The sequence below is a fragment of the Planococcus sp. ISL-109 genome (assembly GCF_018613655.1).
Taxonomy (GTDB): Bacteria; Bacillota; Bacilli; order Bacillales_A; family Planococcaceae; genus Planococcus.
In genome coordinates, this window is sequence record NZ_JAGGPW010000005.1 from 19274 (window position 1) to 31556 (window position 12283).

At 45.0% G+C, this 12283-nt stretch carries 13 protein-coding genes; 6 read left to right on the forward strand and 7 right to left on the reverse strand.

Annotation, left to right across the window (positions count from 1 at the left end):
• Positions 1–18: 18 nt before the first annotated feature.
• Complete coding sequence (locus J7E21_RS07410; RefSeq protein WP_215106214.1) at positions 19–417, reverse strand: (deoxy)nucleoside triphosphate pyrophosphohydrolase; 399 nt, start codon at positions 415–417, stop codon at positions 19–21.
• A gap of 422 nt (positions 418–839) precedes the next feature.
• Between J7E21_RS07410 and J7E21_RS07415 the strand changes: the two genes are divergently transcribed.
• A complete protein-coding gene (locus J7E21_RS07415) occupies positions 840–1730 on the forward strand; it encodes a hypothetical protein (RefSeq protein WP_215106216.1) in 891 nt (296 codons plus the stop codon).
• 212 nt (positions 1731–1942) lie between these two features.
• On the opposite strand, the gene J7E21_RS16535 is transcribed toward J7E21_RS07415, so the two are convergent.
• The 3 genes from J7E21_RS16535 to J7E21_RS07430 all read right to left on the reverse strand — a co-directional run bounded on the left by J7E21_RS16535 (position 1943) and on the right by J7E21_RS07430 (position 6471).
• Positions 1943–3163, reverse strand: coding sequence for a thermonuclease family protein (locus J7E21_RS16535; protein ID WP_353047744.1), 1221 nt, complete (start codon positions 3161–3163; stop codon positions 1943–1945).
• 232 nt (positions 3164–3395) lie between these two features.
• Positions 3396–4661: a hypothetical protein gene (locus J7E21_RS07425; RefSeq protein WP_215106218.1), complete on the reverse strand. Its 1266-nt coding sequence runs from the start codon at positions 4659–4661 to the stop codon at positions 3396–3398.
• Positions 4654–6471 (reverse strand): AAA family ATPase, encoded by a 1818-nt coding sequence (locus tag J7E21_RS07430; RefSeq protein ID WP_215106220.1) that lies wholly within the window; start codon positions 6469–6471, stop codon positions 4654–4656. Before J7E21_RS07430 ends, J7E21_RS07425 begins: the two co-directional genes overlap by 8 nt.
• 759 nt (positions 6472–7230) lie before the next feature.
• On the opposite strand from J7E21_RS07430, the gene J7E21_RS07435 reads away from it, so the two are divergent.
• Positions 7231–8409 (forward strand): macrolide family glycosyltransferase, encoded by a 1179-nt coding sequence (locus tag J7E21_RS07435; RefSeq protein ID WP_215106222.1) that lies wholly within the window; start codon positions 7231–7233, stop codon positions 8407–8409.
• A 79-nt stretch (positions 8410–8488) separates the two neighbouring features.
• Here J7E21_RS07435 and J7E21_RS07440 read toward each other — a convergent pair whose 3' ends face one another.
• From J7E21_RS07440 to J7E21_RS07450, 3 genes are all read right to left on the reverse strand, one after another.
• The gene (locus tag J7E21_RS07440; RefSeq protein ID WP_215106224.1) at positions 8489–8875 is read right to left on the reverse strand and encodes an iron chaperone; all 387 of its coding nucleotides are present in this window, start codon (positions 8873–8875) and stop codon (positions 8489–8491) included.
• A 167-nt stretch (positions 8876–9042) separates the two neighbouring features.
• Positions 9043–9510, reverse strand: a complete 468-nt coding sequence (locus tag J7E21_RS07445; protein WP_215106226.1) for a hypothetical protein — start codon at positions 9508–9510, stop codon at positions 9043–9045.
• A gap of 377 nt (positions 9511–9887) precedes the next feature.
• Positions 9888–10178, reverse strand: coding sequence for an RNA polymerase alpha subunit C-terminal domain-containing protein (locus J7E21_RS07450; protein ID WP_215106228.1), 291 nt, complete (start codon positions 10176–10178; stop codon positions 9888–9890).
• Positions 10179–10345: 167 nt separating this feature from the next.
• Between J7E21_RS07450 and J7E21_RS07455 the strand changes: the two genes are divergently transcribed.
• The 4 genes from J7E21_RS07455 to J7E21_RS16220 all read left to right on the forward strand — a co-directional run bounded on the left by J7E21_RS07455 (position 10346) and on the right by J7E21_RS16220 (position 12095).
• On the forward strand, positions 10346–10717 hold the full coding sequence (locus J7E21_RS07455) for a hypothetical protein (protein WP_215106229.1): 372 nt from the start codon (positions 10346–10348) through the stop codon (positions 10715–10717).
• A 411-nt stretch (positions 10718–11128) separates the two neighbouring features.
• Positions 11129–11422: a hypothetical protein gene (locus J7E21_RS07460; RefSeq protein ID WP_251047883.1), complete on the forward strand. Its 294-nt coding sequence runs from the start codon at positions 11129–11131 to the stop codon at positions 11420–11422.
• 63 nt (positions 11423–11485) lie between these two features.
• A complete protein-coding gene (locus J7E21_RS07465; protein ID WP_251047884.1) occupies positions 11486–11905 on the forward strand; it encodes a DJ-1/PfpI family protein in 420 nt (139 codons plus the stop codon).
• Positions 11895–12095: a type 1 glutamine amidotransferase family protein gene (locus tag J7E21_RS16220; protein ID WP_251047885.1), complete on the forward strand. Its 201-nt coding sequence runs from the start codon at positions 11895–11897 to the stop codon at positions 12093–12095. The genes J7E21_RS07465 and J7E21_RS16220 overlap by 11 nt, the downstream gene beginning before the upstream one ends.
• The last annotated feature ends 188 nt before the right edge of the window (positions 12096–12283 follow it).

Below are 12283 nucleotides of genomic sequence, written 5' to 3' on the forward strand. Positions count from 1 at the left end.
CCCTTACCCCCGTAAAATTTATTTCGCGAAAGTTACAGCGAGTTTCTCAATTGCTGGAATGTCTGCTGGTGCCCACTCTAATGTCGGCAATTCGTTCGCTGCTAACCATTTAATTTCGGTATGCTCAGTCAACACAGGTGTACCTTTTGTTAGTTTGCAGTAGAAAGTTTGTAAGTGAACAATTCCAAAGTCGTATTCATAACGCGTATGCTCTACTTTTTCGCCAATTTCCACTTCGCAATGCATTTCTTCTTGAATTTCGCGCTTTAAGCTTTCTTGTGGCGTTTCACCTTGCTCGATTTTGCCGCCCGGGAATTCCCACAAACCGGGAAGACTTTTTTCCATTCCGCGCTTTGCACAAAGTATGCGTTCGCCATCGATAATGACCGCTCCTACGACATGAATGTCCTTTTTCATTGGTCCAACTCTTCCCCTCAGTGATCATTTTTCACATATCATAACATATGTAAAATATCCCCTATTTTTTAATTTTGAAGAGTAAATTCTTGTTGAACTCGAGGAAAGCTTTTCTATTCTTGCCGTGCCGAAAAGAATTTGACTGTGCGAACATTCTAGATCTACCATATCGCTTTGTTGATTAATTCCTCATTGCTGTTCGTCAATAATTTCTTCCAAGGAACACTCGAGGCAATCGGTATTCCGATTTTTGCATTCCTCTATTTTCAATTCTTATCCACTTCGCCTAATAAAGCAAAATGAATTATTCAATCTTGAAATTTTATTTCTATATTGTTAATTGAATTTTCTGATTATTTATATTATAATTTTGATAACTACTTACCAAATTACACAAAAATTAAAATTAAAGGAGGTATAAAATGGGATTTGAAAAAGAATTCACAAATCATGTGAATCTAAACCAGCAAGAACTAAATGAATTGAGAGCTCAACTGGAGGATTCTTTCCCCCAAACGCAAACGGAAGAACTTGATTCAGTACGTGGAATTCTAGGAAAAGAGCCAGATATTAGTATTAAGGAAAATGTAGAAGAGATACTTAATACTTACAAGAAGGGTGTTGAGATAGCAAAGAAGTTTAATTCATATCCACTAATCCCACTATTTAAAAAGGAGAAGAAAGAAATTCCTCCTCACATAGAAATTTCTACAGATGTTCACGGATACACTTATCACGTTTTAAAAATCGTTTTTGATATATGGATTCCAGAAAATGAATCTATATTTTTAAGAAAAGTGGAACTAGCTTTGAATATAACGGATGATGTTGAGGATAAAACCAGACTAACTGTAGCAGATAGTTTTTTTCCAGAAAACCAATACCAAGATATATTTAACTTTAATGGAAAACTTGAAGTAGGTATTGATTCAAATTTTAAGATTGGTGTCAATTCTATTAAAATTAATACTCCTGTTGGCGGGGTAGAAGCAGGTGCAAAATTAAATACTAAGTTTTCTTCAGATCTTATTATGAATCTTGGCGTATTAACATTTCAATTGGCACAGATTGAAGCAAAAGGAAAAGCGAATAATAAGGTACTTTGGAAGTTTCACACACAACTTAAAAACACTAGTCATGAGTGTATCGTTATTTTGCAAGTTCCTAAGGAAGCCACACAGGTTACAATTGATGTAGCAACTAAAGCATATCCCTTTAAACATGGACCTTGGAGTCTCTTTTCTAAAGACCTCCCCCCTTGGTATGATAGACATACAATGAATATCGAGCTTGGTCAGCAAGCCAAAAACTAAACATCTATATTCAAAGATAAGAAGGAAGCGCCCAATGCATAGACTAATTTGCAATGGGCGCTTCCTTTTTCTGATAAACTAAAATCACTCCAACAAAAGATTTGGAATACAGAAACTGAGACAGACGAAATAAGAGCTTCTTCACTATATTATAGGGATATACAAAAAGACTCTCTAATTTTGGAGAGTCTTTTTATTTGAATGAGAAAACTTTACGATTCACATGCCCAACCATCTTTATCCCGGTCCATTTTCGGTAAATATGCTTTATGCCCTTGGGGTACACCGTCGGGATATACTTTTTTAAGCTCAGTGCAATTCTGAAAGATTTCTTTTTCCTCAGAGCTAGCAGGTGGAGATGCAGTACTGCCCGATGAACTACTTCCAGATGACCCGCCACTTGGAACGGTTCCTTCGAAGCCATCGGCGCTGACATAATTTTCAATGGACCAGATGCCGATGCCTTTCGCCTTCGCCTGTGCTTGGGCTTCCTCGTAAGGTGTCAGATGCCGCGTATTCGGCGGATAGACATAAGCGACGCGTGCCAAGCCTTCCGATAGGAGTATTTCCTGAACGCTCTTTCCATCCACATAGACATAAGCGAGAAGACGGTCATAGCGGTCGAGCCGCTGCCCGACGTCAAATTCAATCGTCAGCTGGCCGCTATTGACGAGCGCCAAGTTGCGGGCTTTCGCTTCTTCCCCGAATGGCTGCTTGCCGAGCTGCGGATGGCTCGTCTCCGGTGTATCGATCAATAGGTATCGTATGTTTATTTCTTGTCCGTCGTAGATGACTTTAATCGTATCGCCATCAATCGTTTTCACAAGCTGAACGGGGATCTGATCAGTCGTTCCAGCAGTATCAATCGAATTCTTTTCGGCTTCCGCTTTTTCTTGTGCCGCCTTCTCAGTAGCAATTTTTTCCGCTTCGGCCTTTTCTGTGGCTTCCTGTTCAGCCACTAACCGCGCTTCTTCTTTCTCTTCTTCCGCTTTCTTCTTCGCGGCTTCTTCTTGTTTCCGCTGCTCTTCGGCTTCTTGTTCAGCTAATTTTTCCGCTTCTTCCGCTTCCTGCTTTTTCAGTTCTTCTTCTTGCTGCTTCTTTTCTTCCGCTTCTTGTTGTTCGGCGGCGGCGCGCTCAGCCTGAGCTTGTTCTTCAGCTTCCCTCGCTGCCTCTGTATCTTCTTCCTGTTGCTGGACTTCGGCTGACTCATTGTCTACAGATGCTTGGTCGACGCTATCTACTTCTGTTGAATCACCAGTGAAAATAATCGCCAGAAAAAAGGTTGCAACACTAATCCCGAAATAAAGTAAAAGGCGCTTCGTCCATTTCTTCTCTTGATTCTTCTCCCGGAAAAACATTACAACCACCGCAAACAGAAACACCGCTGCAAAAAACACTGATAAAAGGCTAATTAGAGCAAGTAAGAACTCCATTTCTCCTCCTCCTTTAGTTTCTCTCTTCCGTTGCGATATTTATATTTCGATTATATCAAATTTTTATATTATTATCAGATATAAATTAAATATATTTAACAAAAACCAATGTTTTTATTCTTACTTTGTTAAGGGAGGAAGATATTGCAAAGAAAACGAGCCAGTCCTTAACTTCTTTCACAGCAAAAAAGCTCTCCATATAAAGGAGAACTTTGCTAGCCTTTCTATGAAATTAAACTAACTGATTCTGCAACAATGACACTACCTTAATATTATCCTTCTCCACTTGATGCAATTCGATAGCACCAATACACAAAAGCCCCTTCACCTGTATTTCTTTTCCCATCAAATAACGCCCGTTCTCTTCTTTGATCAAATGGATATAGGTCAACAGTTCGCTTAACCCTTTTGAGGCGTATTGAATCGATTGTGTGTTCTTGATTTCTCCGATGGTCACTTCGACTAATCGGTTTGCCCCACTTTCGACTTTTTCGACCAGGATGTCCGGACGGCCGCGCCAATAGCTTAAGGATTTGTCCTGGTTAAAGAAAGTTTTCGCCAAATCGTTATATTGCTGGAACGATTTGGTCTCCTGGATTAAGTACGGGTTGGTGCTTTCTTTCAGTTCGTCGCTATGGATATGGAATTTCACACGGTTCGAACCGGTGCTGTCATGGTAGAGGTGGAAATCATAACCCCCGTCCGTCCAGCTGGCGACTTTGGATCTTGTGCGGTCCATCAAATGGTAGGTCACGTGTTGCTGCTGCTTGATGAGTTGAACAATCCAGTACAGTTCGAACAGGACATCTTTATTGGAAGGGACGATGAAAAACTCATGCAGCACTTCGTGCAATTCTTCCGGTGAAAATTCGCCGCGTTCTGTCTTGCGGATGTTGCTAAGTAAATGAGCGGCTTCCCGGTAAATCCGCTTCCGGTGGGATTTCGTTTTTTCGATCGTCCGGTTCGACACGTTCCGCCACTCAACCCGCGAAACGTAGACATTGTGAAACAGCCCTTGCTCAACAAACCCACGGCTCTCCATCACTTCTTCATACCACGGCCGCACCCGGAAAATCGCCAAGAATGGATCTTCAAAGCAATAATGATGGAGTTTGATGAGCAGCTCTTTCAGCACCAGGTTTTCATCGGTCTGGAAAGTCCGTTCGGTTTCGCGCGTGACGAAGCGGAACGTGTCTTTCGGGTTGGTCTCGAGCCGGCGCTGGATTGTTTCCTGCCACATGACCTCACCCCGCACTTCGAAATAGTTTTCGCTCGTGCGAGAGTCGGTCGATGATTTGATAGAGGACAGCTCGTGTTCCAATGCTTTCATGAACGCGATCGTCCGTCGGCTTTTGATGAACCGCAGCTTCAGCAAGTCCTCCAAGCGGTCGATCGATGGGCTCGCTTTATGAAACACGGAGTCGACATGAACCGTTCCTTCTTTCAAATAACCGTAGAGATGCGTGCTGACTTCCTCGACCATCCATTCATCAGTCATCCAGAACACCAATTTGGAAAAAGTCTTCGACAAAGTCCTGCAACAACTCCGCGACAATGACATCCCCGAACTGCTCAGTCAACTGTACGACGAAATCTTTTATCTTGTAGTCGCTTAAGCCTTCGAATTGTGGCAAGACATACAGGATAATGGCTGACGTAAAGTCCTCATCTTCAACAGTGTAGCGAGCAATATCATGGACGATAGCGGGACCGATTTTCCGGTATTGGTTGATGAGCTTCCAAACATTCGTCAAGGTTTCGACGTGCAAATAATCTTCGATTAACCAGGACGCCAAATAGGTTTCGATGAGCGGCGTGCTGATGGTCTTCGGTACACCGACTGGGATAAAGGCGAAACGGCGCATGAACGCATAGCTCATCTCGAACAAGGAAGATTTATCAATGGTGTTCATCGTACCGATCATTCGCCACCCATCCGGCATCACGTAGTGTTGTGAAGTAGCCAGCGTGTCTTCTCCGTTTTCTGGTTTGATGACGATCTGCTGACCGTTTGCCGCTTCATACGGCAAAGTCACTTCATCCCCCGTCAACACGGAAAATAGCGGGCCGAACGCTTTGTCGATATCCGCCCGGTTGATTTCGTCGATGATCAGCCATTGGTTCAAGTTTGTTCCGGACTTGTCTTTGAAGCATTGGAGGATCAAGCCGGGATCGAAATACAATTCCCCGTTTTTCTGCGGTTTGTAGCCGCCGATCGTGTCATAGGTCGTCCAGTTGGATGTCGCGGTGACGAGCTTGCTGCCGGCACCCGCCTGTCTGCAGATTTCATTTGCCAACTTCGACTTTCCGGTTCCTGGAGGCCCAGTCAGGATGATGTGCTTGCCGCTATTGAGTGCGGTCTGGATTTGATTTTCAATGATTTTGCCGTTTTCAAAAACGAGATCCCCAAGACCTGCTATGGTGATCTGGTTATCGGTTTTGTCCGGAACAGGCTGCGGGGGCACGTCATCTATAATAGGTTTCTTCGCTTTTACAGCTTTCGAATGCCATATCTGGTAAATCTCATTCGTATGGTAAAAGTTCACTGGATTGTATCGTCCTTCGGCTTCGAGCGACTGGCGGATCTCGTATATTTGCTTATCGACATCGTTGTCGCTCTTGTCGTTCACCCGGTCGTTGAATTTCTTGGCAATCTGCCGCTTATGTTCTGCACTCGCCATGCATTCGAAATAATCCGGCTCGAGCAGGTGGGAGATGATGTGCTGGACCTGAACATTCTTCCCGATAATCCGCCGCGCATCCACTATGATATCTTTCAGTTTCCAAGGATCGTTCAAAACGACCTGCGCTTGTTCCGCCTCCATCTCTTTGAGAATGATGGCAAATTGGACGATAAACGAAATCTCTTCGAATTTTGCCACGTTGAAAAACGTGCCCGTCGCGCCGATACCTAGCTCTAGACTTTTAAGCATCGGATGTTCATTGTTGTAAGGGATGTCTCCCCAACTCGCGATATTCTCCAGCTTCAGCTGCTTGGTGCGAAAATTGATTGATTTGTAATAAGGAAACAAATAATAAATATAAATTACTTCAATCGCCAGTTGATAAACAGATGGTGGTGCACCCTTCAACTGCGCCTCGAACTTCTGGTCGAAGCTCGTCTTCTCCGTATATGACGGGTTATCATTGAACCGCGTTTTTAATGCTTTTAAATTCTCTAAAGTCCAGATCTCAGCATCGTCATGTAACAATGAACCGTCTAGCAATAAGCACTGTTCTTTCCACTTCACTGCCGCTTGGTAGATACTTTCGCGATCACCGACTTCGTCATAAAAAACTTTCGCCATCTTGCACCTCCTGGATTTCCGCTTGTTTATTGAGCAATTTTCAAGTACTAATGTAATTTGCGGTTGGATGTTCTGAATCGTATGTATGTGGATTTAATAGGTTGTTGTACCTCTGTTTCCATGGTGCGCCTGGCTTTTTCACTTCTTATTCAAACGCATTATAACATATTCCTCATTTTACAAATTATTACTTATTCTAAAGTTTTGAATCACTAATTCTTTAGTATTAGTATTTTCAATTGAAGGCTATCCCCAATCAAAAAAAATCCCCAAAAGGCGGAATGCCCGCTTTTGGGGATTTAACTATGCTGATTTTCACTCCATTGAAAAATGGCCCTACCTTGTTTGATATCGTCGGAATAACAAAAACAATTCCTCCACCATCCTAATTTTGGGATTGCACTCCGAAACGACGATGAAAAATTCATCGCTTGTACAGCGCAGATGGACCTCAACTTCCCTTCCCCCTGTCTTTCACATGCGATTTCCGTCACTGTGCAGATTTCCCGCTTATATCCCAAGAGGCTTATGCCACAATTTTTAACAGGAAATGCATGCATTCGTTGATGGATTTCATTGGATATGCGCTATATAGTGAAGCTAAGGAAGATGAAAATACGATTGGTATATTCGTGTCTTGTGAAAAAAGTACAAGCTAAGTCAGGAGCAGCGACAAAGTGAATTGCGGTGTTAAAAAGTGACGGCTTTCTGGAACTGGCGGAAATGATCCAGACAGCCGAACTGAAGGAGTTGGAGTAAATGAAGAAAATCGTCTTTTTTTCGCTTCCTGCCCATGGCCATACGAACCCGACCCTTCCAGTGGTCGCGGAACTGACGAAACGGGGCCATCAGGTGTGGTATTTTTCGTTCGACGAATTCCGGGAAAAGATCGAAGGAGCCGGTGCCACGTTTATCGGCTGCGACCGCTTTCTGCCGAAGTTTACCGAACAGGAGCTGGAGAAGAAAGTCGGCAGGGATTTTGCGGCTTTGATCGAAATGGTCGCCGACACGACCATCGCCTTGGAACCCTACGCCTCAGAGAAACTCGCGGACATTCAGCCGGACTGCATCGTCTCCGACTCCATAGCCGCTTGGGGCAAGCTGTTCGCCAAAAAACTCGGCATTCCCTATATCTGTTCGACGACGACATTTGCGTTTAATGAATATACCGCGAAGTCGATCAGACCGGGTGCCGCGGAGATCTGGCTGTTGCTGCGCGGCATGCGGCGCATCCGCAAAAAAATCAAGCAACTGAACGACCACGGCTTTCCGGTGAAAAACTTTATTGCCTTGATTCAAAATGATAACGAAACAGACACCATCGTCTACACGTCGAAGGAATTCCAGCCGATGTCGGACACTTTTTCCAAACGGTACGCTTTTGTCGGGGCTTCGATTCCGGAACATATTCCGCAACCGAAGAGCGAACAGCGAAAACGGATCTACATCTCCCTCGGCACCATTTTGAACCGGAATCCAGCTTTTTACCGCAACTGCTTCCAAGCATTTGCGCACGAAGATTATGAAGTCGTCCTGTCAGCCGGCGAAAAAACGGATCTTTCGCTGCTACCGGACATTCCGGACAATTTCACCGTCCAACAGACGGTCGACCAAATTGCCGTTTTGCACAATACCGATGTGTTCCTCACCCACTGCGGCATGAACAGCGTCAGCGAAAGCCTGTATTTCGGCGTGCCGATGGTGCTGTTCCCGCAGCATAGCGAACAAAAAATGATCGCTAACCGGGTGGCGGAGTTGGGTGCTGGGGTCTTGCTCAAAGGCACGACACCGAAAGAGTTGGAAACAGCTGTAGCGCAAATTTTGTCGCATCCTTCCTATCAGCACCAGGCGCAGCAGTTGTCCGCCAGCTTTCAATTCGCCGGCGGTGCTACTGAAGCCGCCCGTGTCATCCTGGCGATCTGCAGGGAGAACAGTTAGCGGCATTTGCCGGCGTATCTCTTCATCACAGCGGAAAGAGAATGGCAAATACCCAAAGCTGTCGAATCACGTCTGTTTTTTAGTCCAATCTCATTCCTGCAAGGCCGCCGTCATTCGCTTTTTTTTCAAGGTTTTCTGCCAAACGGAACCGCACAATTCGGCGGATCAAGTCATAAGGCATCGGCTGGTCGAGTGGAAACTGGACCGATCCTTTTCCTTGTTTGTATGCGGCAAGCTCTTGCTGAAACGCGGTGATTCCGCTCGGCACCAGGTAGAATCCGATATGGTGTTTGAATGCCGCAAAATGGACCAGGTTACCGTTTAGTACAAAGGTCGGCAGTTGGTATTTGATGGCCTCTTGAGCGTCGGGCGCCTCTTCTTGAATGACGCGCCGCAGCGTCTGCAAAATCTCCCGTACGTCTTCCGGTGCTTGCTCGATATACTCGTCAATCGTCTGAATCGCCATTCCATCCGTCTCCTTTCCACGCGCTGGATTTTTTGAATCCTTCTCCCCCTCATTCCACCGCTTTTCTCCGGATGCTGCTGTGCTTCATGCAAGCTTCTGTTTGCCGCAAGTATTTCGGGCCTCTCTCATTTGAAAGTTGAATTACAGTAATATGTTAATAAGAAAGTTTAGACAAAAAAGTACATGCTAATAGTCATTAAAAGGCCAAACAAAATGCTATACATGACCATTTCAAGTTGAAACTTCCAGAAAGATTTTCTGTGTAAATATTCTTTTTTGAAATAAACTTGTCCTTCGATATTGTCCATAAATGGCGATGCGGATGAAAAATGCGTGAAAATAAACATCAAACTAGCGAAAAAGACAAATTGCACTAATAAAGCAAGTTCCCCTATTCCACTTACCAGGGGTAAGAGAACAATCCCCATTAAAATACCCCTTATGATTTGGGCAGGCAAGAAGTACTTTTCAACATGTCCCCTTTCTTTGTCATCAAACATATCATTCATGAAGCTACATAATCTATTCTTAGTTTCATATATGTCTTTACTGAATTTCAATGCTATCGCTCCAGCAATTACATATGATAGTGCATGTGCAATCGTAAATAAAAGGACAAATTTTATATAGACCATTCCCTTCCTCCTTCTCCCTATAGGTATTTGCATCACTTAAAAACGCAGAACCTTTACTCAACTCAATAACTACATTCAGCGATTTAATAGAACCACCCATGCCAATTTTTAGAACCACTTAAGACATGAGAGAACCACTCTTCTACAAGTAAATTTCGGAATATTCCGTAAATTAATTGTATAGGTGTTGGATGCAAAATAAAAGGACTTGATAGTCACGCAAGCTTCAAATAGCGACACATTCTAATAATAGAAAAAATGCCTTTCCAACAAAAAGCCGGAAGCGAGTGAACTTGAAAAGGAAAGGCTCTTCCAATGGGGAAAGCCTTTCCCTTTTCTTCAATTTCCTGATCCATTCATCTCCATAACTCCCGCGGTTAGGCCTTAAACGACAGCCCCGCTTGTTCGAGCACCGCCCTCAACACAGGCAAAGATGCCGAGCCGACACCGTGGAGCTTGAGGATGTCCTTTTCGCTGTAGGCCGACAGCTTGTCCAAGGTGTCGATTTCTTCATGGAGCAGGGCGTTTCTCGCCGGTGAACTGAGCTGTGATAGAAAACCGCTGGCTGGCTTGTTTTCCTTGTTGCAGAATGGGCAGGTCGGGCAGTCGCTGCTTTTGTAATACGCATGGCCTTTGACGCACACCTTCCTATTCTTTTCCGCTTCCATTTAAATCGCTCCCGTCTTTTTCTTCCATTATAAAACAGCCGAGGACCCTTTAAGTACTAAGTTTCCTGAAACGATTGCGCCTAAATAAGTTTTCATCCCTTAACCGATAGGCAGTTTTTGTTACACTGAAGAAAGCAAATCGCACAATCACGGAAAGGATTTTTTTTTTGAAAACCTATTGGCTCATCTCGATTGTCCTGCTCACCAATGTATCGCTGCTTCTGGTCAACGATTATTTCCCCGGCACGCTCGCTGAGATTGGCATTCCGCCGTTGATGCTGTTTGCGGTGATGGCCGCCATGATCGTGCTCATCGCCCTGCGCCTGCAGCCGCAGCGGGATAAGCATTTCCTTGTGCTGTTCCCGCTTATCGCGGTCGTCTACCCGCTGCTGTTGCTGTTCGTTTTGACGGCGCTCGGCGGTGAGTCCAAAAGCGGCTTCTCGCTGACGAGCCCGATTTTGTGGATCGGCGTGCTCGTGACGCTCGCCACATTCCGCCGCACGTACCGGAAAGCGTCACAGGATGCGGAAAGCGCATAACTCGCAGTATTGAAAAAGGCTCTTCCAAGCGGAAGGGCCTTTTTGTGTTTCATCTATAGTTTTCCCCCTGTTATTGACCTCGCTTTCCATGCGTTCTCTGCGATGGGCACATAGAGAATTTTCGCCGGAAAGAATGCATACAATCTTGATTGATCGGGAATAGTTTCGTTAATTCACAGAATAATGAAACCATAGCGGAACTAAGCAAGTATATACAAGCAACACAGAACCTCAAAAGGAGCTGACGGGTTATGAACGAAACGAATATCAATATTGTTGATGCGCTGGTTACTGTCTTTGTTTACGGTGTGCCGATCCTGGCGATTTTGCTGGTGATCTACTTGTTGAGAAAAAAGAAAGTGAAATGACATCGCGATGAATAGGACTGATCAGTCAGGAGGTGAACACGTTTTGACCAATTCATACACGCTGCAAAGCACGAAAACGGAAACTAAGCGTGAAGCATCCGTCCAAAACGTCATGTACCTTTACGGCGTCTTGCTGTTCTCGGGGCTGCTGCTGTCGATTTTCACCCACGGCATCGAAGACATCAGCGGATTCATGTCGTTCGTCCTGATTACCGGGATGCTGTATTTCCTCATGGTGAACTTCTATTTTAAAGGTGATACTTGGAGAAGCCGGGTCTATATTGCGATGAGCCTCGTCGCGCTAACTAGTCTGTGCATGGTGTTTTACCTTGCATAGGCAGGCCATTACCATTAATCCACCTAAAGATTAGTGAGTATTCAAATGAAGGGTGTGAGGAACATGAGCTACCAAAAAGTTCTTTTTGTGCTGTTGGATGACTATGCGGATTGGGAAGCCGGATCCCTCGCGGCGGCACTGAACGAAGAGCCGGAAGGACAGGGGCAAAAATTTGATGTGCAGACAGTGTCCTTGACGAAGGATCCGATCAAATCGATCGGCGGCTTTACGGTGTTGCCGGATTACGGCCTGGACGATGCACCGGAGGATTTTGCCGGTTTGATCCTGATCGGCGGCAACTCCTGGCGTAAAGAAGACAGCAAGCGGGTCATGGAATTGGTCGACAAAGCCATGGAAAAACAGGCTGTACTCGGGGCAATTTGCGATGCGACGGTATTTTTAGGAATGAACGGCCTATTAAACGACATTCCGCATACGAGCAATGACCTGGAAGACTTGAAGGAAACTGCGGGTGACAGCTAGCAATGAAACCGGCTATGTCCACCAGCAGGCCGTACGAAGCGGACAGATCATCACCGCCAACGGCTCGGCATTTCTCGATTTCGGAAAAAGAGTGCTAGAGGCGCTCCAGGCGGCGCCGCAGCCTGAAATCGACGAATGGTATAGTTTCTACAAGCAAGGATTCCACGACTATATGAACTCCAAACACTAAGTTAGCTTAAAAAATGCTGTCCTCTTCTAGACTAGGGGACAGCATTTTTATGTTCTATATTGTATTCAACTAATAGACCAAATGATCGGCCGACTCCCCCTCTGCAAAGAGAAAGCCTCCTCAAGCACTCAACCATCATCCTTGCACTTTCGGCCTGCTTCCAAATCTCGGTTCAGCAACTCCATTAA